Raw genomic sequence first — 24,728 nt, forward strand, 5'->3', positions numbered from 1 at the left:
TCATGAAAAAATATTTAGCTATATCAGTTTTATTATTGTTACTCCAAAGTTCTTGTAAAAAAGATTTCATTGATCTGCAGGATCCAACAAAAATATCGGCAGATGATCTGTATAAAGATGCTACCGGCTTAAACCTCGCGGTAAATGCGGCCTACGGTACCTTACAGGATATCTATGGTAAAGGCTCGGGCGGTGTGGGCATGTATCTTTTTGCCGAGGTACCATCTGACAACAGCACCGCCCTGGTTTCGGGCGCTGGCCTGTCTGATCTGGAATTCTTTATAACCGCGCCCGAGAACCCCAACCTGCAAACCATGTGGACTAACCTCTATAAAAGTATAGCCCGCTGCAATGCCATTATTGGCAGGGCGCCAGCCATCAGTATGGATGCTACGTTGCGGGACAGGTATATAGCAGAGGCTAAGTTTTTACGGGCCTTATCCTATTTCAACGCGGTACGGATCTGGGGCGGCGTTCCATTGGTAACCAAAGAGTTAACAACGGTAAACGATGCCTTATCCTATGCCCGTGAATCAACAGCCAATGTATATGCGCAGATTGAACAGGATCTCAAGGATGCGGAAACCGTACTTCCGGTTACCTATACCGTAAATACCGACCTGGGAAGGGCTACAAGGGGAGCCGCTAAGGCGATGTTAGGAAAAGTATACCTAACTGAAGGAAAATATGACCAGTGTAAATCAAAACTGGGCGAACTGGTGCCAAAAGGCTCCAATCCGTATGGTTATGATCTGTTGCCAAAATATGCCGATATATTCAGCACAACCAATGAATTGAATAAAGAGATCATATTTGCGGTACGTTATACTAAAGGAGGATTTGGGACAGGCAGTCCGTTCTTCAACTGGTTTTTGCCCGAAGCAACAGGTTCAACCATTGCCAAAATTGGTGGTGCATCAGGCTTTAATACCGTACGGCAGGATCTGTTTGACGCTTTTCCGGCTGCCGACCCAAGGCGCGATATATCTATAGGGAAGTATGTTGGTACATCAACAGCGTACTATACTAAAAAATATACGGATGTGCCGGCAAATGCCTTTGATGCCGATAACGACTGGATCGTGATCCGTTATGCGGACGTGCTTTTGATGTATGCGGAAGCCGAAAATGAGTTGAATGGGCCAGCTGGCGCTGTTAGTTATGTAAATGCCATCCGCAGCCGCGCGTATGGAGCTGCAGCCGATCTTACCGCTGATCAAACCAGTACCCAGGAAAGTTTAAGACTGGCCATTGAAACCGAACGCCGCCTGGAGTTGAATATGGAGGGCCATCGCTGGTTTGACCTCGTGAGGACAAACCGTGCGGTTGATGTGATGAACGCGCACTTCCAAAAATACCAGATCAAAAACGGACCGAATGTAGTGAGTATCTCAACCCGGAATATGCTGTTCCCGATTCCGCTTCGCGAAATTCAGATCAATCCAAAGCTTACGCAAAATCCATAAATCATTATATATACATCATGCTACAAAAGGTTTTTCTATTACTATTGATATTAACTGTTAACGGAGCCTACGCGCAAACTCCCAATGAGTACACTTTAACGGTTAGCGCCAAGATCTCCAACCAGCCTTTTACCCGTAACCCGCCGTTCCGGGAGTGGAAGGAATATCCAACCCGTACCCTGGCCACACTGATGGGATTTGATAAAAACAAGCAGGTAAAGCTGGATAAATACGGCGGCCGTATCGATATGAAAACCAAGGCGACCGGCTTTTTTTATGTACGCAAGATCGCCGGCCGCTGGTGGGCTGTTGACCCTTTGGGTAATTTATTTATTGATAAGGCTGTGAATGACATACAACCCGGCGGATCTGAAAATAATAAGAACGCATTCAGCAAGAATTACGCTAATGATCATGACTGGGCGGTTAAAACTACCCAGCTGCTGCAAGGCCTTGGTTTTAATGGTACAGGCGCGTGGTCGAACTATAAAGACCTGCGCGATGTAAAACCTGAAACACCTTTGGCCTATACCGTGATACTGGATTTTATGGGAAGCTATGGGCGCGAAAAAGGCACTTATCAGCAGTCTGGTCATTTAGGTTACCCTGACAATACCATTTTTGCTTTTGACCCCGCTTTTGAAAAACATTGTGATGAATACGCCAAACAAATTGCTGCAAACCGTAACGATCCTAACCTGTTTGGCTATTTCTCGGATAACGAGATGCCTTTTTACAAAAAAACACTGGACAGTTATCTTTCCAAAAAAGATACTACTGATGCTGGTTACCAGGCGGCTAAACATTGGCTAAAAGATCAGCATATTAACCCAGCTGATATTACTGACCAGGACCGGAATAAGTTTTTAGGAGTGGTTGTCGACCGGTATTTTTCTGTCGTATCTAAAGCCATCAAAAAATATGACCCGAACCATATGTACATCGGCTGCAGGTTTCATAGTTACGAAAAAAATATACCTGAGGTATTTGAGGCGGCAGGTAAATACCTTGATCTTATCTCGATCAATTACTATGATAAATGGACACCCAGCGCTACAGATATGGCGAATTGGACGGCATGGTCGGGTAAGCCATTTGTGGTTACCGAGTGGTACGTGAAAGGCGACGACTCAGGTATGAGCAATTACGCGGGAGCAGGCTGGGTTGTTAAAACACAGCAGGAGCGGGGGCTTTTTTATCAGAACTTCACGCTTGGCTTACTGGAATCGGGCAATTGTGTGGGCTGGCACTGGTTTAAATACCAGGATAATGATCCATCCAACAAAAATGTCGATCCCTCCAATACTGATGCCAACAAGGGTATACTGGACAATCACTATCAATTGTACAGAGGATTAACAGATCAAATGAAAGCACTGAACGACCAGGTGTATCAGCTGACAGACTTTTTTGACAAAAGGAAATAATCATGATCAGGTACCTGTACGATGGGCGAACAGGTGCCTGTTTTGAATACGATAACAAGTGATGAAAGGAGGATACACAATAGGTTAAGAGCTTGCAATATGCGGTGGGCGCATTTGTAAACAACAATGCTATTTATTTCAATAAACCAATAAACCAAATCAATTATGAGAAAGTACATTATTGCTCTGTTTTTTCCGGGCTTGCTATGGGTAAGCTGTTCCAAAAACGCTGTTAAAGACGCTGTTCCTGTTGGGGGAATAGGGTCTGAACGGAGGACGGTTACGTTGGCCGATACCGAAAAGATCTTACAGAATGCCAATCCTAACGTGATGGTAGGCGCAGCGGTAAACATTAATCTGTTACCACAAACAGGTGCTTATCGCGATCTGGTCATTAAGCAGTACAACAGCTTAACTGCCGAAAATGCCATGAAAATGACAGCCCTGCAACCGCAGGAAGGTAGTTTTAATTTTTCTGATCATACTATTGAAGACGTCGCGCTGAATTATGGTATGAAGCGCATTCACGGTCATACACTCGTGTGGCATAACGGCTTGCCAAACTGGGTAAAAAACTGGGAAACGGCTCTTCTGCCGCCTGCCTTCCCAACCAGGGTCGCGAAGTTCGATTCGATCATGAGCATACATATCCGTACGGTGATCGCCAATTATGATAACCCTGCCTCCATTTATAAGGATGCAACCGGAAATCCCTTAATGAAATCATGGGACGTGGTGAACGAAGCGCTGGATGATAACGGCGATTACCGTTCAACCCAAAACATTGTAAACGGTGTTGATAAAGGAAGTATCTGGTACCGTACCATCGGTAAATCATACGTGGAGAAGGCATTTACCTATGCCCGCATGGCTGCAGAAGCACAGGGCGATACCAATTTGAAACTGTTTTACAATGATTACGGTCATGATTATTCTGCAAAAAAGCTCGATTCTATTTATAAAATGGTGATGGCACTGAAGCAAATAACCGTGAACGGAAAACCGATCATTGACGGCATTGGCATGCAGTTTCATATCAATATCAATTCATCCAACACCAATATTAAAAACGCCCTCATTAAAATGGCATCCACAGGCTTGCTCATCCATATGTCTGAACTGGATATCAGCCTGAATAAGCCTGGCTTACCTTTTTCATCAACAGTGTTAAATCTTCAAAAGCAAAAGTTTGAGGATGTGGCTATGTTGTACCGGAAATATGTTGTTGCCGCGCAACGATGGGGCATCACCACCTGGGATGTAGGCGACAATGATTCCTGGTTAACCTATAGCAATGGCGTGCAGGTTGATGGGGCCACGGTGTATGATATTAACTATGTAAAAAAGCCGGCGTTCTATTTCCTTTACGATGGCCTGTACCTGGCCATACCTACTTCGCTGTAACCAATACAACAAATTATAGGGTATCCATATGATCGGCATAAAACCCGGCCACACGGATACTTATGCCTAAAGAATTCAAAAATGCTTTTATCAATTAACCAGGTTATAAACCAAAAACTAAAAATTATGAAAGTAACATTCAAAAATGCGGCACTAAGTTTATTATTTGCCGGTTTAATTTCGGGCTGTGGTAAATCATCGCTTAAAGAGGGTAACAGTAGCCAGGAAAGTGGTGCAAAGGAAAAGGTAAAACAAACTCAGGCCTACTCCCAGCAATGTGATAATGGTAAAACAATTACGGTAGGTGCATCCTACAAACTGAATAATAACATTTGGGGTGCATCCAGCGATGGAGCCGGATCGCAATGTGTTTGGTATGATAGTACGGCCGGTACATGGGGGGTAAACGCGAGTCATACTTCAGGGGCGGATCAGGATATTAAGGGTTACCCTTCTCTGGTTAGGGGATGGGTTTGGTACAACAGTTCGGGAGTTATTTGGGCTTCTGCTTCAGATACCACCTTCCCGGTTCAGGTAAGCCAGGTGCAAACCTTTACCAGTGGTTGGAATGTAACCGTCCCTGCAAATGGCGAAAAGTATAATACATCCTACGATATCTGGTTAGACACGCAGAGCAATCCCAACTATAAGCCACAATACGAAATAATGGTATGGATCAACTACAAAGGCCCTGCATATGGCGGTACTGATTTTAAACCCATAGGTACAAAAGTAGGATCAAATGTTACGGTAGCGGGTAATACCTGGGATATTTACACCGGCCAAAATAGTACTAATAATGTGTACACATTCAGGCGAACTACCAATACCAGTACTGTCAGTAATCTTGATCTCAAGGCGCTGATAACCTATGCAAAGAACGCCGGATTTATTCAAAACTCCTACTATTTACTTGGTGTTCAGGCTGGTTGGGAAATAGTTGCCGGCGGAACATTTACTACAAATAGTTATTGGACAGCTTTAACAAAGCTTTGATAATACCCGGGTTTTAGTAAGTGTCAAAAAGCCTTTAAATCTATGATTTAAAGGCTTTTGTTTTAATAGCTTTAATCGGGCATGCCAGCCGGGCCACCATGCATAGGAGGCCCATCTTTACCTCCAGGGCCCATATCGGGTCTTTTACCGGCAAAACTTTGCAGTCTTAAAGTAAATGTTAGCAAAAAGTACCGGCCCAACCTATTTGCTGAGGTTTGTGTTGCATAGCTGCCGCTTTGTGTACTGGTATATCCTGTATTTTGATTAAATACATCATTCACCGAAAAGCGGATGGTGGCCATATTTTGTTTTAAAAACCGCCGCTCAATATAAGTATTCAAAATATTGGGGTTCGTGGCGCCCTGGTATCCATAATAAATAACTTTTGAATAATCATAACTAAAAGTCCAGTCTTTCCATACATAGTTTTTACCATTAAGACCGAGGTTTAGCGATCTGAAATTATTATTGATGTTGGCATTGCTCAGGGAATTGTCTGATTTATTGATGCTGTAAGATGCGCTTGCTTCAGATTCGATAACATCAGGAATGCTTACCCTGAAACGTGCCCCCTGCGATAGCACCAGGTTTTTAGCGATGTTCTTTTCCGTTGTGATCGTGTAAGTATCAGATGCAACATTACTTATATAGGATATGTTGTTGTTATATGTGACGTTGCCGTTAAATGACAGGCTGTATTTTCGCTCTTGCCAGGGCTTTGCAAACACGTAGGAACCCGTTGCCGAATAGTAACCGTCGGCGTTTAAATACTGAGTTAATATGCTTCCGGCAAGCTTACTGTCAGGTGCATAATTAGCAGGGTAGGTGATAGTATTGGCAACAATTTTATTATCTGTTTTGGTGAACGATAAATTACTGAAAAACACATTCCCTGATTGAAAGTCGAAATTGTTATAACGCAATGACAGGTTATTATTAAACTCAGGTTTTAGGTCTGGATTACCCTGAACAGGGTATGATGCATTGGAGAAATCTGTTACCGGTTGCAGTTCGGTATAGGTGGGCTGTAAGCTGCTGCCATTATAGTTCAGGCTCAATGATTTATTCTTTGAGAAATTGTAAATAAAGCGGGCATTAGGCGCTATATTGAAAGTATTGATGTTGGTAGGTTCCCCGCCCGAGAGTGACTGCCCCGTTAAAGTTGCAGGTTGTGCCACCACACCCAGCGTATAATTATATTTTTTATCGATAAAACGATAATTGATGCCAAAACGATTGGTTATGAATGTTGAATTATAATTATTGCTCAATAGGTTATACCTGTTCCGGTCGCCATTGTCAGCAAGCGTATCTGTTACTTTATCGGCAGTGGTATAAGCATAATGATAGGCATAATTAAACTCAAGATAGGACTTTTTGCCAACGGGCTCCAGGTACGAAAGTGTAGCCCCTAAACTATCGGTCCGGCTGTTGGTATTGATGAACTGGTTTAGCGGAGCATTGGCAGCACCTTCGATATAGGTATACACCGGGTTTTGATATTTGTTGATACTGTAAGACCCTGCACCTACATTCAGGCTCAAATTTCTGCGGCTACTTTTAAAACGGTGGTTAAACAATACATTGGCTCCATAATTTGGCTCTGTGGTATTGGTTAATGAAGTAAAACTATAATCTGACAGGGTTTGCGAATTATTAACCAACTTGTTTAGTCCGCTTTGAAGGGTATTAGTGCTCGCGTAAGCATAAGAAGGGGTTATTTTTATATAATTCAGTGTATCGGGTTTATACTCAATATTAAAGTTAAACCGGTGATTTATTTTCTCATCATTTTGGGTACTGCTTTGGGTATTGGTACTGGGATTTGTAAGGGAGATATTATTTTGAATGGTTGAGCTGATGGTATTTACCGTATTATCGGCAAAGCTGTAGCTGCCGTAAGCGGATATCTTTTTACCCCAGCTATCACGATAGTTAAAACCGAATGAACGGGCGGTGGTAATGCCATTGGCTGTATTGCTGGAAGCCCCGGGCCGGCCTCCCGGACCGCCTCCTCTGGGGCCACCGCTACCAAAACTGAACAGGTTGGTATTGGTGTTATTTAAATTACCCAGGAAAGCCAGTTGCCTATCGCCGCTAAAACTAAACAAATTGGCCTGCGCCACATAGCGGTTACCTTCGTCGCTGTTGGCTATACCGGGGATGGCATCCTTTCCTCCGCCAACGCTGGCCTGTCCAAAATAACCATAGTTCTTGTTCTCCTTAATGGTGATGTTCAGTACTTTATCAGGCTCGCCGGTTTTTACACCGGTAAGATTAGCCTGATCGCCATAATCATCAATAACCTGAATATTTTGTACAATATTGGCGGGTATATTTTGGGTGGCTGTTTTTACATCACCATTAAAAAAATCTTTTCCGTTTACTCTTACCTTGGTAACACTTTTACCCTGGGCGGTTACATTGCCATCCTTATCCACATCAATTCCCGGCAGTTTTTTCAATACATCCTCGACGGGCGCGTTGTCACGTACCTTATAGGCGTTGGCGTTATATTCAACGGTATCTTCTTTCAGCCTAATGGGGTTAACAGCCGAAATGGTTACCGTATTTAACATATAGGTTGATGATTTAAGCGTTATGGGTTGTAATACAACTGCTTTGGTATCATTATCCAGTATAAACCGGCGCTTTAATGATTGATAACCTATGGACTGTAATACCAAACTAAACTGGTTTACACTTACAGCTTTAAATATGAATCCACCTTTCGCATCGGTAATTACGCTCATGCTGTCTTTATCTGTTAGCAATTTAACCGCTGTGCCGGGCAATGTTATACCTGTTGAATCCTGCACCGTACCACTAACCTGGCGGCCGGTTTGCGCGTAACTCTTAAGGCTAAGCAGTAATGCAAGGGTTATCAATAAATAGCTGTATCTCATTTTAATATCGTTTAGATATTGCAAATCAATAGCATTAGCAAAGCGCTTAAAAATGAAATAGACCGACAAACCCCAAACGCAGATAAGCGCCCCTTTTGAGCCGATAAAGTGATGATTTATACTGATATATAAAATTGGGACCTGTTTAAAGATGGAAAATCTTCCTCCGTCGGTGAACTTTGCCCTTTGAGCGATTCTGGTTGTATTAAACGCTAAGTGGCTTTAATATTGGATGAATTACTATATTTCTTAATTTTAACAATCCCGGTGTAAAACGCACCGATGCCTTAGCTTAAATGAGTCTTAAATCAAAAAGTAACTTAATAACGGTACTTATCCATATCCTCATCTGGGTGATATTTGGCATTGTGCTATTTCTTTATCAGCCACTTCCCTGGAATGTGGATATCCCTGTTCAATTCTGGATAAAGCAATGGCTTATATTCTGTTTTCTTGTTATAGCTTATTATTTAAACGCAAAATTCCTTGTCCCCCGGTTTTTACTCGAAAATCGAACGGCGCTCTATTTCACCTTTGTCATAGGCCTCATTATTGGATTGTCGGTTTTGTTTAACCAGCTGGATAACTTTTTAAATATTCACCAGCTGATGGATGCGGCGTTTCACAAACACGGGCCAGCTCGGCACCGGGAAAGGGGCAGGGATATAGATATAGTTACCCTGGCCCTTATTGCATTGGTACTTGGCATTGGCACCAGCTTTACCGCTATACAAAAATGGCAGGGAGATATCAGGCTCAGAGCAGCATTGGAACAGGAAAAGATCAGCTCCGAACTATCATTTCTTAAGGCGCAGATCAATCCACATTTCTTTTTTAACACTTTAAACAATATCTACGCCTTAACTTCGGTTAATATTGATACTTCGCGTAAGGCGCTTCATCAGCTATCACGTATGATGCGTTATGTATTGTATGATACCCAAAACGCCACCACGTTGTTAAGCCAGGAAATAGCCTTTATTAAAGATTATATTAACCTGATGGAATTGCGTCTTACCGAAAAGGTTACTGTCAGCTTTCAATCGCCAGCCGTGTTAAAAGATGTACCACTTGCGCCTATGTTGTTTTTACCTTTTGTAGAAAATGCTTTTAAACATGGCATAAGTGCTGTTTTGCCCAGTAATATTTTGATCAGTGTGGAGCAATATGAAGAGAGCCTGGTGTTAAAGGTCGAAAATTCAGTGTTTGATGATCAGAGTGTAAGCCTGGAAGAAAATAAAGGTATAGGGCTTGTCAATACCATTCGCCGGTTGGACCTGTTGTATCCGGGCAAATACACTTTAGAAATCAATGAACCGAACGTTAATAATATTTATTCAGTTCACTTAACCCTCAACCTGTTATGATATTAAATTGTATAGCTGTTGATGATGAGCCCCTGGCCCTTGGCCTGGTATGCAGTTTTATTGAACAAACCCCATTTTTAAAACTTATTGGGCGCTATGCCAGTGCTGTAGAGGCGTTAACCGGTTTGCAGGAGCAAAGTATTGATGTGATCTTTTTGGATATTCAGATGCCTGATTTAAATGGTATGGAATTGGCAAGAGTGCTGGATAGCCGCAGCAAAAATAAGCCCCGGATAATTTTCACCACTGCTTTTAACCAGTTTGCATTACAGGGGTACCGGGTTGATGCACTCGACTACCTGTTAAAGCCCTTTAACTATGAGGAGTTTTTACATGCGGCCACCAAAGCTTTAACTTATGCCGAATTACTGCAAAAATCAAATAGTGCGCCTTCGGCTGCTGATGAACGGATCGAGGATAACTATTTGTTTTTGAAAATAGAATACCAGCTGGTTAGAATTGCACTGAATGAGATACTTTATATAGAAGGGTTAAAGGATTATGTAAAGGTATATGTACAAAATTCCGAAAAGCCTTTGCTTTCTTTGACCAGCCTGAAAGCGCTGGAAGAAAAATTGCCTTCCAAACGTTTTTTGCGGGTTCACCGCTCTTTTATTGTTTCGCTCGATAAGATAAACTCCATAACCCGTAATGCGCTTCAGATTGGTAAAGTGAACATAACCGTTGGCGACCAGTATAAAGAAGCTTTCGGGCAGTTTTTGAGTAAATGGGTTTAGGAGGCGACAAAAAACGATACCTTTTTCAGTTCATACTATTTCATGAGATTTATGAGACCGACCTGTTTTAAATTAAACATTTGTAAATTACAGCGCTTTTAACAATAAAAGCGTTATCAATGGATTTTTTAGCTTATCAGCAGATCTTTCAAAGTATTTTAGACGATCCAAATCCTCCTGTCCCTTATGATAACCCTGATTACTTGAATTATACCAGGTTAAACTGGTCGCGGCAGCAAAGATGGTTAAAGACAGGCATACTAAATGATGAGTTAGTGGCAGTAATACAAAGTATAAAAAAAGAGCAACTATGGACGATCATTACTGAACCCTGGTGTGGCGATGCGGCTCATTCTTTGCCATTTATACATCGATTATCAGAACTGAACCCATTGATAAAGGCAGACTACCAGTTAAGGGATACAGCGCCCTTTTTGATCGATCTTTATTTAACCAACGGCAAAAAAACTATCCCTAAGCTGATCATCTCAGATCATGAAAATAATGATCTTGCCGTTTGGGGATCACGACCAGCAGAGTGCCAGCTATTATACAACAGATTGCTCGAAGAACATGTTGAAATGGAGCAAAAAAAGATTGCCTTGCAGAAATGGTATAATGAAGATAAGGGCGTGAGTTTACAAAATGAGCTTCTTTTAATTTTCTATAAGCTAAACCATTAATTTCCCGTTCCTATCAATTGTTGAATGGCCTCATCCCGGCTTTTACCTTCCATGTACATGATAAACTCTATCGGGCCACCATCTTTGCCACAACCAAAACATTTGAAGATGTTTTTTTCCGGAGATAACATAAACGAGGTACCCTGATCGGCATGGAATGGGCAACGTCCTTTTAGGTTTCTGCGGCTTTCTACAAGCAAAATGTATTTGGAAGCAATGTTGACCAGGTCGGCCCTGGTGTGGGAATAAGTTTCTTCGGCAGACATAGATGGTATTCTGTTTTACAGCGGGCAAAAATACATTTTCAGTTTTTTTTCGAAAGATTCAGCAAGTCATTGTGGAAAAATAATTGAAGAAGAGATTTTAAATACAACAGCCGTATAGAATAGCTACTAGATCATATTTATGATCATAAATATGATCACAGCGGTATTCTTCAGTATGGATCTAAGAAATTTTAAAGCTGTTGTAATTTGATTTTCTACGGTACGCTTGGAAATGCCAAGTTGCTGAGCAATTTCATCATTTGTTAAATTACTCATCCTGCTCAAAAGAAAAATTTCGCGGCAACGTTTGGGTAAATCGCTCAATGAAGTTTCTACAGATTTTTCTAACTCCAAGTAGGTTATATTTTCATCAACCCGATCTGTACCATTGTTTAAGATGGTGAGATGATCATAATTCTCAATGTATAATATAGCGGAAGATTTTTTTGCTTTTAACTTTTTATAAACATGATATCGTGCTGCCGAGGTAAGATAGTTTTTTAAGCAACCAATTTTAAATTCGCTCCTTTTTTGCCAGATATTCAAAAATATATCCTGCACAATTTCCGAACAGGCTTCCCTGTCCTTTAAATATGAAAAAGCGGTGCCGTAAATAACACTCCAATAACGTTCAAAAAGTGTTTCAAACGCTTTGGGGTTGTTGCGTGTTATTTCCTCCCACAGTTCAGAATCGGAGCAATTGTTTAAATGCATAATTGGTAAAATAAAAGTAGGTAATTAATTCAATAATGAATTGTATTTATTACAATTAATATTGACATTTTGCTTGGCGGTAAAATTTATTTTTTATTTTATGTGTGTCCCTTGCCTAAAAAGTCTCTACACTTCAATAAACCGGATAATTTTCCATGAGCCCGCAAGAATTTATTGACCTTTATGAGAAATACCTGTCTGGTAATTGTACACCGGAAGAAATAAATCAGCTCGAAGTATATCGTGATAACTTTGAACTGAAGGATTTGCCATGGAATGACGGGATGGGAAATAGAGAGGAAGTTAGGCTTGATATATTATACAATTTAAACCATAACATTACCACGCCCAAAAAAAGTTCTAAAAGATATTGGATAGCGGCCGCGGCGGTTTTAATTTTTGCTCTGAGTTTAATATGGGTGACCAGCCACAATGCCAATAACGCATCAACTGAAATAGTCAAAAACTCAGTAGGAGTAAAGGGGCCTGTACTGCCTGGAAACAACAAAGCTACTTTAACACTCTCCGACGGCTCTAATATTGACCTCACCGACTCTAAGAAAGGCTTATTATCAAAACAGGGAAGTGTGGCTGTAGGCAAATCCGGCGAAGGCGAAATAGTTTATGATGCCAAAGAGGGTGAAGCAAAAAGCTCGGTTACCTTGTATAATATGATCAGCACGCCCCGGGGAGGGCAGTACCAGGTTGTTTTATCAGACGGTACAAAAGTATGGCTCAACGCTGCGTCCTCTATAAAATTTCCAACGGTTTTTACAGGTCATGAAAGAAAAGTAGAGCTAACAGGAGAAGCTTACTTTGAGGTGGCAAAAAATAAGGATATGCCTTTTAAAGTCGCCGTTGACCATATGAGTGTTGAAGTTTTGGGAACGCATTTTAATGTTGACGCCTATAAAGACGAAGCAGTTATTAAAACAACCCTTTTAGAGGGTGCTGTAAAATTAGTAACCGGCGACCGTCAGGCCTTCTTAAAGCCTGGGCAACAAGGAGTACTAAATCAACAGCAATCATTTAATATCCGATCTGTGAATACGGAAGAGGCCGTAGCCTGGAAAAATGGCTATTTCATATTTAACAATGAAAACATTCAGAGCATCATGCGAAAAATTTCGCGCTGGTACGATGTTGAAGTTGTGTATAATGGTAAAGTTGATGAACGGGATTTTGGTGGCACCGTATCACGTTTTGATAGTGTTGCCGATGTATTAAAATCATTGGAATTAACAGGTACAGTTCACTTTAAAATGGAAGGAAGGAGGATTATCGTAATGCCATAAACTTACTTAATACTACTATTAAATAAGTTACCATAAAACCAGGAGCGATTGCAGCGCCCCCGGTTAAATATGCCTGCTTTTTAAGCAGCTAAAAGGGTAACAATCAATTGCTTCTACAACCAATTTAATTAAACCTTTTTTCAAATGTATAAAGATAATATTGCATTTCCATGCAGGAGGGTCTCCTGTATGCCATTTAAAATTTTTAGGGTGATGAAACTTGTGTTAATTTTATTAATTACCACTATTATTCAGGCAAATGCTGCCTCTTATGCCCAAACTGTAAGTCTGAACTTAAAAAATGCTTCCATGAAAGAAGTTATCGAAGAGTTAAGGCAACAAACAGGGTATCATTTTTTATATAAGATGCAGATGTTGGATGAAACCCGGAAGATCAGTCTTTCGGTAAATAATGAGCCCCTGGAGCGGGTACTCGAAAAATGTTTTGCAGATCAGCCAATAACCTATACAATTAATCATAACACGGTTGTTTTACGAAAAAGAGTACCAGATAATATTCAGGCACAGGCAGTAAAAATAACGGGTACAGTTACCGATGAAAAGGGCCTACCATTGCCGGGTGTTAGTGTAAAAGTAAAAGGTACTACTAGTGGAATAATCACGGATGGTAATGGTAAGTACGTCATTACTGTTAATGATAGTAAGGCTGTATTGGAGTTCACTTTTTTGGGATTCAGCAAACAGGAAGTTAGTATTAACGGCCGTACCGAAATAAATGTAAAGTTACTGGAAGCTCAAACCGCTTTAAATGAGGTTGTGGTGATCGGGTACGGAACGGTAAAACGTTCTGATCTTACCGGTGCTGTTGCGTCGGTTAAAGGTTCTGATATTAAAGCCCAGGGTGTAAGTGACGTTACCAAAGCCTTACAGGGAAAAATGCCAGGTGTTACTATAGAAGCCGCTGGTGGTGATCCGGGCTCCGGAACCCGCATCCTGATACGCGGCGTTGGTACCTTAGGTAACTCGGCGCCATTATACATTGTTGATGGTGTACAGGTAGCCAGTATCAATAACCTGAATCAAGCCGATATCGAATCTATTGATGTATTAAAAGACGCATCAGCCGCCGCTATTTATGGTTCAAGAGCCGCGAACGGTGTAGTATTGGTGACTACCAAACTAGGCAAAAATGGAGCGCCGGTAGTGCAGTTCACTTCTAATGTTGGGCAGCAGAAAATAGCACATAAGATTGATGTTCTTAATGCCCAGGATTGGGCCACTGTGAGTAACATGGCGCATGATAATGCTGGTTTGCCCAGACTTGATATCGCTAAAAACCCAGATCAGTTAGGTGCCGGTACCGATTGGCAGGATGCTATATACAGAACTGCTCTTGTTCAGCAGTATAATATGCTGGTAAGTGGTGGCAGCGAATCAACCAAATACAGTGTATCGGGTGGATATAACGATCAGCAAGGTATTGTGGATGTAACCGGTTATAAGCGTTATAATTTACGCGTTAAAACAGAAACAACCAAAGGGCGATTGAAGTTTGGCGAAACGGTATTGCTATCAAGAGAAAAATTTATCACCATGCCCGGTGGCTGGGGTGGTCAGGGTGGTAACCCGGTAGGATCAGCCGCAAAAATGATCCCTGTTTTTCAAATTTATGACCCAACAGCGGTAGGGGGCTTTGCAGGAGCTTATGGCCCGGTAGTTAACGTGGCCAACCCAGTTGCCCAGTTAAATCTGGAAAATATTAACCGCGAGTTCACCAGTATTTTGGCTAACGCCTATGCCCAGGTAAATCTTTTGCCTGGTTTAAACTATAAGCTGAACCTGGGATATACCAATGGTTTTAACAGCAATTACGATTACGCTAAACGATATAGCGTAGGTACACTGTTCTCTCATCCAACCAATGATATTAACTTGAATAAAGATCAAACCGTATTAACATTGTTGGAGAATACGCTGAACTACGACAAACATTTTGGTAAACACAGTATACAAGCTTTAGCCGGTTATACCTATCAAAGTACTAAATATAATTATACTGCAGCCGGCAGAACAGATCTGCCGGATGGAATTGACCAGATAGATGCGGGTGCAGGTATTTCCACTTCAGCAGGTAACAGTAAGGTGAGTAATTTGGTATCGGTACTTGGACGTGTTATCTACTCCTATGATAATCGTTATTTGTTAACCGCCAGTTTCAGGCGCGATGGCTCGTCTAGATTTGGCGAAGCTAATCGTTACGGTGATTTTCCTTCCGTTGCTTTAGGCTGGAATATCTCAAACGAAAAGTTCTTTCAGTCGCTGACAAATACCTTTTCTACTTTAAAATTAAGAGCGAGTTACGGCGTTTTGGGCAATCAGGAAATAGGTGATTATCAATATAGCGCTGCCGTTGCTTCAAATATCAATTATGTTGTCGGTAACGATCAGCAAAAATGGTTCGGGGCAATTCAAACCGCGTTTGCATCACCTTATATCAAATGGGAGAGCACCAAAACCTCAAACCTTGGTATAGATGTGGGCTTTTTCCATGATAAACTGAATATTACTGCTGATTATTTTAATAAAAAGACTTCCGATCTTCTTTTAAATGTTCCTATACCAGGCTCTGCCGGTTCTACATCAAACCCGGTAGTAAATGCCGGCGATCTGCGGAATAGCGGTATTGAGTTTGGTGCAAACTTTAATGATCATATCGGCAAACTGAATTACACTGTTTTTGGTACCATAAGCGCGGTACGAAACAAAGTAATAGCCCTGGGCACAGGTTCGCAGCAAATATTTGGCGGCCAGCCTACCCATCACGGCGCTTCCAGTACTTTAACCGAAGCCGGTGGCTCAATAGGCTCTTTTTACCTGATAAAGGATATCGGTATATTTAATTCACAGGCCGAAATTGATAGCTATACCAAAAATGGCAAATTGATACAGCCTAATGCCGCTCCTGGCGATGTTAAATTTCAGGATACCAATGGCGATGGACAAATAAATGATAACGATAAAGTTAATGCAGGAAGCCCCTTCCCTAATTTCGAATACGGCTTTGGTGTAAACGCCTCTATGTATGGCTTTGATATCAGCATGTTTTTTCAGGGCACGCAGGGTAATAAAATTTACAATGGTTTAAGGCAGGATCTGGAAAGCACAAACCTGGATTTTAATTACGCTAAATCAATGCTTAACGCCTGGACACCGACCAATAACTCCAGTATACCAAGAGCGGTTACCAGTGACCCTAACTTTAATAACAGGACATCGACGCGTTTCCTGGAAGATGGTTCTTATTTGAGAATGAAAACTTTGCAAATTGGTTACACGCTTAATAATGCCTTAGCAAAAAAGATCAGAATAACCTCTTTGCGTGTTTATGCCAGTGCCGACAATCTTTTTACAATAACCGATTATACCGGCTTTAACCCTGACTTAGGCAGAACAGGGAGCATTTTTGATAGGGGGGTAGATTTTGGTCATGTGGCTTATCCATTGGCCCGGACTATTTCATTAGGTGTTCAATTAACATTGTAATTAACTGGCGCTATTAAAACTTAAATTATGAAAAATTTAATAATCATATTTTGTATAGCTGCTGTATTTTGTAGCTGTAAAAAAAGCACATTAGAACTTCAAAATCCAAATCAGATAACTACAGAAACATTCTGGAAAACCGAAACCGATGTGCAAAGCGCATTTGCGGCTACCTATGGGCTGTTAAGGGATGTAAACGGTGGTTTTTATGGAGTAAGGGGTATTGAGCTTGCCAATGGTCGCGGCGATGACTTTTTTATCCGTAACGATGTGGCCGATTTGTATAAGCTATCAACATTTACCAATACACCTGATAACGGGCCTGCCAATGATCTGTGGAACACATCGTTCCGGGCAATTTTCAGGGCAAATCAAATATTAGCTAACATTGATAAAGTGCCTTTGGATGCTAACGCAAAAAAAGCCTATATAGCCGAAGCTAAGTTTCTGAGAGGCTTAAATTATTTTATCCTGGCCATTAACTTTGGAGATGTTCCACTGATATTAACCGTGCCGGCTACAACTGAGAACTATTTTACAGCCAAATCTCCCGAAGCTGCTATCTGGCAGCAGGTGATCGCTGATTTTACTGCAGCTAGTGCCGATCTGCCCGCATCCTATTCTTCGCAATGGGTAGGTAGGGCAACCAAGGGCGCGGCCCTGGCTTACCTGGGTAAAGCTTATGTATACACCAAAGCCTGGGCTAATGCGGAAACCGCTTTAAAGCAGGTAACAAGTTTATCATATCAGTTGATGCCAAACTATGGTGATAACTTTATAGCATCTAAAAAGAACAACCAGGAATCGGTGTTTGAGATCCAGCTGGCTGATGTTGGCGGCACTAATCCATGGGCCGGTGAAAACGCAAACGAAGCTTTAGGTGTTACCACAGCACAGGAATTCGCGCCCTCAGAAGTAAGCGGATGGTTTGAAGTGAGTCCTACTGATAAACTTTTTAATGAGTTTAAAAAAGAAAAAACTACGACTAATGATTTCGATCCTAGGATGTATGCCACTTTGATCTGGGATTACCCGGGTGCTACCTTTTATCAGAAACCGTTCAGTAGTTTTACATTAGTGTTTGGTTATCATTCCATGTTCAAAAAATACCAGAATTATACCCAGACCAACGAGCTCACCGGAGCAAGTGGTGCCTCGGATTATACCTCAAGTAACAATGAGCGGGCTTTGCGTTACGCCGATGTATTGCTGTTACTGGCCGAGTCTTTAACCATGCAGGGAAAAGTACAGGATGCCTATCCTTATATGAAACAGATCAGGGATAGAGCTCAATTGGCTGCTTTACCGGGTGGATATAGCCAGGATCAGATGATGACCGAAATAGTGCACCAGCGGATGATTGAATTTGCAAGAGAGAACCAGCGCTTTTACGATCTGAAACGCTGGGGGAAACTGGCGCAGGAGATCACTAATAGCGATAAAGTAGGGAAGCAATTTTATGTAGCAGGTAAATATGATTACTTCCCGATCCCTCAAAATGAGATCAATAGCAATCCATTAATGAAACAAAACTCCAATTGGTAACCATCAATTGGTTTTAACCTAAACCTTTTTACCTTTTTGATCTGGTTGCTTCCATAAACAGAAGCAACCGGATCATTCTGTTAAATTATAAATACCAATTATAAACAGATGAGAAAACTAATCTTGTTTTTGTTAATTGCCTTTTTACAATTAACGCTTATATCCGTTGTTAAAGGCCAATCAAAAAAAAGCGCTGTAACAGTAGGCTACAAAATAGATCTTTCGGGTAAATGGGCTTTTCAAATTGATTCGCTGGATATAGGAATAAAGCAAAAATGGTATGGAAGTGCGCTGACAAATAAAATCACACTTCCGGGATCAATGACCACAAACGGATTAGGGAACGATATTACCGTGAATACCGCATGGACAGGAAGTATTGAGGATTCTACCTGGTTTCGTAGTCCCGAATACGAGCAATATCGCAAACCTGGTAATATCAAAATTCCGTTCTGGCTTCAGCCCACTAAATATTATAAGGGAGCCGCCTGGTATCAAAAAAAAGTAACCATTCCTGCTTTATGGTCTAAAAAGCATATTGAACTATATATTGAAAGAAGCCATTGGGAAACAACTGTGTGGGTTGATGATAAGCAGATAGGCATGCAAAACAGCCTCTCCACTGCCCAGATTTTTGATCTTTCCGCTGAGTTATCTTCCGGTAGCCACCAAATAACTATTCGTGTGGATAACAGGGTAAAGGATTTTAATGTAGGGCAAAATTCACACAGCATTTCCGATCATACCCAAACTAACTGGAATGGAATGATCGGTCATTTGTTTTTAGAAGCTAAACCGCTGGTATATATTGACGATGTACAGCTATATCCTGATATCAAGAATAAACTGGTTAAAGCGCGCATACAGATCGTTAATCGTACCGGGAAACCGGTTAGCACCTCCCTTAGTCTTTTAGCCACCTCGGCAAAAGCCACAACGTTAAAAACAGTATCAAAAAAAGTCTCAGTACTAAAAGATACTGTTGTAGAAATAACTTACCCGATGGGCGAAAAACCATTACTATGGAGTGAGTTTACACCTGATATTTATAAAATGCGCGTAGGACTAACTACCGCCGCGAATGAAAAAGATGAAAGATCGGTCACATTCGGTATGCGGAGCTTTTCGAGCCAGGGTACACAATTTACCATTAACGGCAAGCCTACGTTCCTGCGCGGGACTTTAGAGTGCGCGGCCTATCCCAAAACCGGTTTCCCACCAACAGATCTGCAATCGTGGATGCAGATTTTAACGGTGTGCAGATCCTATGGGCTTAATCATCTGCGTTTTCATTCCTGGTGCCCGCCCGATGCTGCTTTTGAAGCTGCCGACCGTTTGGGTTTTTATTTTCAAATTGAATGCGCTTCCTGGGCCAACCAAGGTGCTACTATTGGCGACGGACATCCCTTGGATCAATATATCTATAATGAAAGTAACCGGATAGTAAAAGCATATGGAAACCACCCGTCTTTTTGTATGATGAACTATGGCAACGAGCCTGCTGGCAAGAATATGGTTAAATACCTGACGGATTTTGTAAGCTATTGGAAACAAAAAGATCCCCGCCATTTGTATTCTACAGGCTCTGGTTGGCCCATCATCAATGGCAGCGATTATAACAGTACACCGGATCCCCGGATTCAGGGATGGGGGCAGGGTTTAAAAAGTATTATCAACGGCCAGTCGCCCCGGGCAGATTATGATTGGACCGATATTATTAAAAAATGGCAACATCCAACAGTGAGCCATGAAATTGGTCAATGGTGTGTTTATCCTGATTTTAAAGAAATAAGCCAGTATGATGGTGTATTAAAAGCAAAGAATTTCGAGATCTTCCATGATCAGCTAAAAAAACAGGGCTTGGGAAATTTAGCCGAAGATTTCCTTTTTGCATCCGGAAAATTGCAGGTTTTATGTTACAAGGCAGATATTGAAGCCGCTCTACGCACACCCGGTTTCGGTGGTTTTCAACTATTGGGCTTAAATGATTTTCCGGGACAAGGTACGGCTTTGGTAGGTGTGCTTAATCCGTTTTGGAGAGATAAAGGATACGTTACCGGGAAAGAGTATAGTCAGTTCTGTAATGCGATTGTCCCATTGGCCCGTTTGCCTAAAATGGTCTATTTGAATAACGAAACATTTACGGTACCGGTAGAGATCGCTCAATTTGGCCGACAGGAACTAAGCCACATAAGCCCCAAATGGGATATAAAGAATGACGCCGGGGATATTTTATTTAAAGGAGAGTTGGGCACAACAAACATCCCCTTGGGAAACAATATAAAGTTGGGTGTAATTAAACAGCCATTAAACTCAGTAACCAAGCCAGCTAAACTTACCTTAACCGTATCTATTGCCGGTTATGAAAACTCCTGGGAGGTATTTGTTTACCCGGCTGTGCTACCCAAAGTTAACCAGGAAATCATGGTTACAAATGTTATGGATGACAAAGCCGTTGAAACCCTTAATAAAGGCGGTAAAGTATTATTGACCCTAAAAAAGGGAGCGCTAAAAGAGGGTAAGGGAGGCAATATAGCCATTGGTTTTTCAAGCATATTCTGGAATACGGCCTGGACTCACAATCAGCCCCCGGTTACTTTAGGTATCTTATGCGATCCGCAACATCCGGCTTTGAAGGAGTTTCCCACACAACGTTACAGTAATTGGCAATGGTGGGATGCTATGTCACATTCCAACGCTATACGTCTTGACTCAGTAGCAACCGGTTTGCAGCCAATTGTAAGGGTTATTGATGATTGGGTAACGGCGCAATCGCTGGGTTTGATATTTGAATGCAAGGTTGGCAATGGCAAACTCATCGTATCGGGTATCGATCTGCAGTCTGATCTGGATAAACGGCCCGAGGCCCGTCAGCTATTATATAGTCTTCAAAGCTATATGAATAACGATAAGTTTGATCCGAACCTAAAGATTGACATTCAAAAAATAAGATCATTATACCAGTAGATATAAAAGGAAAAGATCGATCCATTGCTCCAGGCGGTTTTTAATAGTTTATGAGAAAATATCCCCTGTAATTGGCGATTTTACCCCCTTTGTTTTACTTAAAAAAGCCTGTATTTAGCAAATACAACCTAATCAAAATAATACGAACAATTAATTTTATGCTTTTAAGAAATAAGTTACGCGCGCTGTGTTCCGGTATTTTAATGTTAACAGCTTTATATACCCAGGCACAAACCCCACACTCTTTTGCTTTGTCTGATGCTGCCTTTCTGCTGGATGGTAAACCTTTCCAGATGATCAGCGGCGAAATGCATTATCCCAGGGTTCCTCGCGAGGCCTGGCGTGCCCGGATGAAAATGGCCAAGGCCATGGGGTTAAATACCATTGGTACCTATGTTTTCTGGAACTTGCACGAGCCTCAGAAGGGCACATTTGATTTCAGCGGGAATAACGATGTGGCTGAGTTTGTAAAAATAGCTCAGCAGGAGGGCCTGTGGGTGATCCTTCGTCCCAGTCCATACGTTTGCGCCGAGTGGGAGTTTGGCGGTTATCCTTACTGGTTGCAAAATGAAAAAGGCCTGGTTGTTCGTAGCAAAGAGGAGCAATACCTGAAGGAGTATGAAAAATATATCAAGGAAGTTGGTAAACAGCTTGCGCCCTTACAGATCAATCATGGGGGTAACATCCTCATGGTACAGATCGAAAATGAATATGGATCATACGGTAGTGATAAAGAATACCTGGAGATTAATCAAAAACTATTTAAAGAAGCCGGTTTTGATGGCCTGCTTTATACCTGCGATCCTGCACCCGACCTGGTAAAAGGTCATTTGCCCGGATTATTGCCTGCTGTAAATGGTCTGGATAATCCCGCTAAAGTAAAAAAGATCATTAATGAAAATCACGACGGTAAAGGTCCTTACTATATAGCCGAATGGTACCCGGCCTGGTTCGATTGGTGGGGTACAAAGCATCATACCGTGCCTGCGGAACAGTACAGCAGCCGGCTCGATTCTGTTTTAGCGGCAGGTATCTCCATCAATATGTACATGTTTCATGGCGGTACCACCCGCGGCTTTATGAACGGGGCCAATTTTAATGATGTATCACCCTATGAACCACAGATCAGTAGTTATGATTATGACGCCCCCTTAGATGAGGCCGGTAACGCCACGCCTAAATTTATGGCATTCAGGAGTGTGATCGGGAAGTATTTACCAGCCGGTCAGCAATTGCCGCCGGTTCCGGCTACTAAACCCGCTGTGCAGCTCCCGGCTATAAAGCTTACGCAGGCAGGAGGCATACTTCAGAATCTGCCGGCACCTAAGACCAGTCCGAAGCCGCTTACTTTTGAAGATCTGAACCAGGATTATGGCTTTGTGTTGTATCGTACTACCATAAAAGGCGGTGCAAGTGGCCTGTTGAAATTGCAGGAGTTAAGAGATTATGCCATTATTATGATCAACGGGAAAACTGTGGGTACGCTTGATCGTCGTTTAAAACAGGATAGCTTGTCCCTTACCTTACCAGCAGGTAATGTTACGTTGGATATCCTGGTCGAAAATCTTGGACGGATTAATTTTGGCAAATATCTTTTACAAAATAAAAAGGGCATTACCGAAAAAGTGGTGTTTAACCATAAAGAGCTTAGCAACTGGAAAATGTATAGCTTGCCTTTCAAAAATTTGAATGGTTTAAAATATCAACCGGTAGCCTACAAAGGCACGGCGCCGGTGATCAAAAAAGGTTCATTTAATGTGGATAAGGTTGCTGATACTTATCTGGACATGAGCAAATGGGGTAAAGGCCTGGTATGGGTAAATGGTCATAACTTAGGTAAATACTGGGGCATTGGCCCGCAGCAAACCTTATATTTGCCGGCTGAGTGGCTTAAAAAAGGCCAGAATGAAGTAGTTGTATTGGAACTACTTAAACCCGGACAAAGCCTTTTACAGACATCAGCAAAGCCGATTTTAGATCAGTTGCAATAAAATTTTCTTCAACCTAATAAGCCCCTTATGGAAAGAGTCGCTTTTAAAATGCATCTTTTACCTGGTAAAGCCCAGGAGTATAAAATGCGGCACGATCAGATATGGCCAGAACTGGTTGCCTTATTAAGGCAGAGTGGTATCTGTGATTATCATATTTACCTGGATGAAGAAACAAGCACCCTTTTTGGTACCTATTTGGCAGCGGATTTAGATGCTGTTAACCAGCTTCCGGAAAATCCGGTGATGCAAAAATGGTGGCAATATATGGCCGATATCATGGAAAGTAACAGCGACTATTCGCCTGTAAGCGTCCCATTGCAGGAAATGTTTTATTTAGCTTGATGAATTTATAAGAATAGGATGATGAAAAAGATCCTGATCATATTAGCATGGCTTCTTGCCGGTAATAGTTTTGCAGGCAAATGTCAGGTTAAACCGATTGATACTACCGGTAATTATAAACTGGTATGGGCCGATGAATTTAATCAGGAAGGCGCGCCGGATACCACCAACTGGAAATTTGAACATGGCTTTATACGTAATCATGAGTTGCAATGGTATCAGCCGCAAAATGCGGTTTGCCATAAGGGGTTATTGGTGATAGAAGCTAAAAAAGAACATTTGCCAAATGCGGCTTATGTTGCAGGGAGCAATGACTGGAAAGCCAGCCGGGAATTTATAGAATACACCTCGTCGAGCATGAACACGCGTGGACAGCATAGCTGGCAGTATGGCCGTTTTGTGATGCGGGCGAGGATAGATGTTGAGGCCGGCTTATGGCCCGCTTTCTGGACATTGGGTATTAGCAAACCCTGGCCATCCAACGGCGAAATTGATATTATGGAATATTATCGCGGGAAACTCCTGGCCAATATAGCCTGCGGAACGGCCGAGCCTTTTAAGGCCAAGTGGTATAGCAATACCAAACCGGTCACAAGCTTTGAAAAAAACTGGAGCCGGAAATTTCACATCTGGCGCATGGATTGGGACGAAAACGCGATCAGTTTGTTTGTTGACGATCAATTGCTGAACCGGGTGGCGCTCAAAGATCTGGTTAACCGCGATGGCAGTAATTTTAACCCTTTTATGCAGCCGCATTATATTTTGCTTAACCTGGCGCTGGGGGGCGACAATGGTGGCGATCCGTCACAAACAAAGTTTCCCCGCCGTTTTGAAGTTGATTATGTCAGGGTTTATCAGAAGAAATAACGTTAAGTTGTAAATATCAAAAGAGGCCGTATCATAAATCAAATTGACCACCCTTGCCGCTGTGCCACCTATGAATTGAAGTTTAGCCGATCATATTTATGGTTTACACTGTAAACCGTTTTTTTGATAGAAAAATATTGTAAATAATTGATATTCAATGCAATAAATAAATTTAAATCCTAAAAAGTGTAAACCATGTAAACCCACTTTTTTTTAACGGAGTTAATCCAACCCAAGACTGTACATCAATG

17 protein-coding genes are annotated in these 24,728 nt (G+C 41.8%); 14 read left to right on the forward strand and 3 right to left on the reverse strand.

The window, feature by feature from the left end; genetic code table 11:
• The first annotated feature begins 2 nt into the window (after positions 1-2).
• The 4 genes from AC57BQ_RS04935 to AC57BQ_RS04950 all read left to right on the forward strand — a co-directional run bounded on the left by AC57BQ_RS04935 (position 3) and on the right by AC57BQ_RS04950 (position 5,293).
• The gene (locus AC57BQ_RS04935) at positions 3-1,466 is read left to right on the forward strand and encodes a RagB/SusD family nutrient uptake outer membrane protein (protein WP_496405204.1); all 1,464 of its coding nucleotides are present in this window, start codon (positions 3-5) and stop codon (positions 1,464-1,466) included.
• 17 nt (positions 1,467-1,483) lie between these two features.
• Positions 1,484-2,893: a hypothetical protein gene (locus AC57BQ_RS04940; protein ID WP_496405205.1), complete on the forward strand. Its 1,410-nt coding sequence runs from the start codon at positions 1,484-1,486 to the stop codon at positions 2,891-2,893.
• Between the two features lie 165 nt (positions 2,894-3,058).
• Positions 3,059-4,297 carry an endo-1,4-beta-xylanase gene (locus AC57BQ_RS04945; RefSeq protein WP_496405206.1) on the forward strand — a complete coding sequence of 413 codons (1,239 nt, stop codon included), beginning with the start codon at positions 3,059-3,061 and terminating at the stop codon, positions 4,295-4,297.
• A 126-nt stretch (positions 4,298-4,423) separates the two neighbouring features.
• Positions 4,424-5,293 (forward strand): GH12 family glycosyl hydrolase domain-containing protein, encoded by an 870-nt coding sequence (locus tag AC57BQ_RS04950; RefSeq protein ID WP_496405207.1) that lies wholly within the window; start codon positions 4,424-4,426, stop codon positions 5,291-5,293.
• Between the two features lie 71 nt (positions 5,294-5,364).
• Here AC57BQ_RS04950 and AC57BQ_RS04955 read toward each other — a convergent pair whose 3' ends face one another.
• Positions 5,365-8,199 carry an outer membrane beta-barrel protein gene (locus AC57BQ_RS04955; RefSeq protein ID WP_496405208.1) on the reverse strand — a complete coding sequence of 945 codons (2,835 nt, stop codon included), beginning with the start codon at positions 8,197-8,199 and terminating at the stop codon, positions 5,365-5,367.
• A gap of 296 nt (positions 8,200-8,495) precedes the next feature.
• Between AC57BQ_RS04955 and AC57BQ_RS04960 the strand changes: the two genes are divergently transcribed.
• From AC57BQ_RS04960 to AC57BQ_RS04970, 3 genes are all read left to right on the forward strand, one after another.
• Positions 8,496-9,566: a sensor histidine kinase gene (locus AC57BQ_RS04960; protein WP_496405209.1), complete on the forward strand. Its 1,071-nt coding sequence runs from the start codon at positions 8,496-8,498 to the stop codon at positions 9,564-9,566.
• Positions 9,563-10,303: a LytR/AlgR family response regulator transcription factor gene (locus tag AC57BQ_RS04965; RefSeq protein ID WP_496405210.1), complete on the forward strand. Its 741-nt coding sequence runs from the start codon at positions 9,563-9,565 to the stop codon at positions 10,301-10,303. Before AC57BQ_RS04960 ends, AC57BQ_RS04965 begins: the two co-directional genes overlap by 4 nt.
• A 119-nt stretch (positions 10,304-10,422) precedes the next feature.
• Positions 10,423-10,986 carry a thioredoxin family protein gene (locus AC57BQ_RS04970; RefSeq protein ID WP_496405211.1) on the forward strand — a complete coding sequence of 188 codons (564 nt, stop codon included), beginning with the start codon at positions 10,423-10,425 and terminating at the stop codon, positions 10,984-10,986.
• Here the strand turns inward: AC57BQ_RS04970 and AC57BQ_RS04975 are convergent.
• On the reverse strand, positions 10,983-11,252 hold the full coding sequence (locus AC57BQ_RS04975) for a CHC2 zinc finger domain-containing protein (protein WP_496405212.1): 270 nt from the start codon (positions 11,250-11,252) through the stop codon (positions 10,983-10,985). The two genes, AC57BQ_RS04970 and AC57BQ_RS04975, sit on opposite strands and share 4 nt — an antisense overlap.
• A gap of 126 nt (positions 11,253-11,378) precedes the next feature.
• Positions 11,379-11,966 carry an RNA polymerase sigma factor gene (locus tag AC57BQ_RS04980; protein WP_496405213.1) on the reverse strand — a complete coding sequence of 196 codons (588 nt, stop codon included), beginning with the start codon at positions 11,964-11,966 and terminating at the stop codon, positions 11,379-11,381.
• Positions 11,967-12,121: 155 nt separating this feature from the next.
• On the opposite strand from AC57BQ_RS04980, the gene AC57BQ_RS04985 reads away from it, so the two are divergent.
• The 7 genes from AC57BQ_RS04985 to AC57BQ_RS05015 all read left to right on the forward strand — a co-directional run bounded on the left by AC57BQ_RS04985 (position 12,122) and on the right by AC57BQ_RS05015 (position 24,477).
• Positions 12,122-13,261 (forward strand): FecR family protein, encoded by a 1,140-nt coding sequence (locus AC57BQ_RS04985; RefSeq protein ID WP_496405214.1) that lies wholly within the window; start codon positions 12,122-12,124, stop codon positions 13,259-13,261.
• 213 nt (positions 13,262-13,474) lie between these two features.
• Complete coding sequence (locus AC57BQ_RS04990) at positions 13,475-16,765, forward strand: TonB-dependent receptor (protein ID WP_496405215.1); 3,291 nt, start codon at positions 13,475-13,477, stop codon at positions 16,763-16,765.
• 27 nt (positions 16,766-16,792) lie between these two features.
• Positions 16,793-18,310 carry a RagB/SusD family nutrient uptake outer membrane protein gene (locus AC57BQ_RS04995; protein ID WP_496405216.1) on the forward strand — a complete coding sequence of 506 codons (1,518 nt, stop codon included), beginning with the start codon at positions 16,793-16,795 and terminating at the stop codon, positions 18,308-18,310.
• 108 nt (positions 18,311-18,418) lie between these two features.
• Entirely contained in the window at positions 18,419-21,277 is a 2,859-nt protein-coding gene (locus tag AC57BQ_RS05000; protein ID WP_496405217.1) for a DUF8487 domain-containing protein, read from the forward strand.
• A 158-nt stretch (positions 21,278-21,435) separates the two neighbouring features.
• Positions 21,436-23,268, forward strand: a complete 1,833-nt coding sequence (locus tag AC57BQ_RS05005) for a glycoside hydrolase family 35 protein (protein ID WP_496405218.1) — start codon at positions 21,436-21,438, stop codon at positions 23,266-23,268.
• A 27-nt stretch (positions 23,269-23,295) separates the two neighbouring features.
• Positions 23,296-23,610, forward strand: a complete 315-nt coding sequence (gene rhaM, locus AC57BQ_RS05010) for an L-rhamnose mutarotase (protein ID WP_496405219.1) — start codon at positions 23,296-23,298, stop codon at positions 23,608-23,610.
• 18 nt (positions 23,611-23,628) lie between these two features.
• Complete coding sequence (locus AC57BQ_RS05015; RefSeq protein WP_496405220.1) at positions 23,629-24,477, forward strand: glycoside hydrolase family 16 protein; 849 nt, start codon at positions 23,629-23,631, stop codon at positions 24,475-24,477.
• The last annotated feature ends 251 nt before the right edge of the window (positions 24,478-24,728 follow it).

This window comes from Mucilaginibacter sp. BGA-UO-ETr-C110, assembly GCF_059567985.1.

Coding starts and splice junctions, on each gene's coding strand:
- AC57BQ_RS04935 (WP_496405204.1), top strand. CDS start 3: ATGAAAAAATATTTAGCTATATCAGTTTTATTATTGTTACTCCAAAGT.
- AC57BQ_RS04940 (WP_496405205.1), top strand. CDS start 1,484: ATGCTACAAAAGGTTTTTCTATTACTATTGATATTAACTGTTAACGGA.
- AC57BQ_RS04945 (WP_496405206.1), top strand. CDS start 3,059: ATGAGAAAGTACATTATTGCTCTGTTTTTTCCGGGCTTGCTATGGGTA.
- AC57BQ_RS04950 (WP_496405207.1), top strand. CDS start 4,424: ATGAAAGTAACATTCAAAAATGCGGCACTAAGTTTATTATTTGCCGGT.
- AC57BQ_RS04955 (WP_496405208.1), bottom strand. CDS start 8,199: ATGAGATACAGCTATTTATTGATAACCCTTGCATTACTGCTTAGCCTT.
- AC57BQ_RS04960 (WP_496405209.1), top strand. CDS start 8,496: ATGAGTCTTAAATCAAAAAGTAACTTAATAACGGTACTTATCCATATC.
- AC57BQ_RS04965 (WP_496405210.1), top strand. CDS start 9,563: ATGATATTAAATTGTATAGCTGTTGATGATGAGCCCCTGGCCCTTGGC.
- AC57BQ_RS04970 (WP_496405211.1), top strand. CDS start 10,423: ATGGATTTTTTAGCTTATCAGCAGATCTTTCAAAGTATTTTAGACGAT.
- AC57BQ_RS04975 (WP_496405212.1), bottom strand. CDS start 11,252: ATGTCTGCCGAAGAAACTTATTCCCACACCAGGGCCGACCTGGTCAAC.
- AC57BQ_RS04980 (WP_496405213.1), bottom strand. CDS start 11,966: ATGCATTTAAACAATTGCTCCGATTCTGAACTGTGGGAGGAAATAACA.
- AC57BQ_RS04985 (WP_496405214.1), top strand. CDS start 12,122: ATGAGCCCGCAAGAATTTATTGACCTTTATGAGAAATACCTGTCTGGT.
- AC57BQ_RS04990 (WP_496405215.1), top strand. CDS start 13,475: ATGAAACTTGTGTTAATTTTATTAATTACCACTATTATTCAGGCAAAT.
- AC57BQ_RS04995 (WP_496405216.1), top strand. CDS start 16,793: ATGAAAAATTTAATAATCATATTTTGTATAGCTGCTGTATTTTGTAGC.
- AC57BQ_RS05000 (WP_496405217.1), top strand. CDS start 18,419: ATGAGAAAACTAATCTTGTTTTTGTTAATTGCCTTTTTACAATTAACG.
- AC57BQ_RS05005 (WP_496405218.1), top strand. CDS start 21,436: ATGCTTTTAAGAAATAAGTTACGCGCGCTGTGTTCCGGTATTTTAATG.
- rhaM (WP_496405219.1), top strand. CDS start 23,296: ATGGAAAGAGTCGCTTTTAAAATGCATCTTTTACCTGGTAAAGCCCAG.
- AC57BQ_RS05015 (WP_496405220.1), top strand. CDS start 23,629: ATGATGAAAAAGATCCTGATCATATTAGCATGGCTTCTTGCCGGTAAT.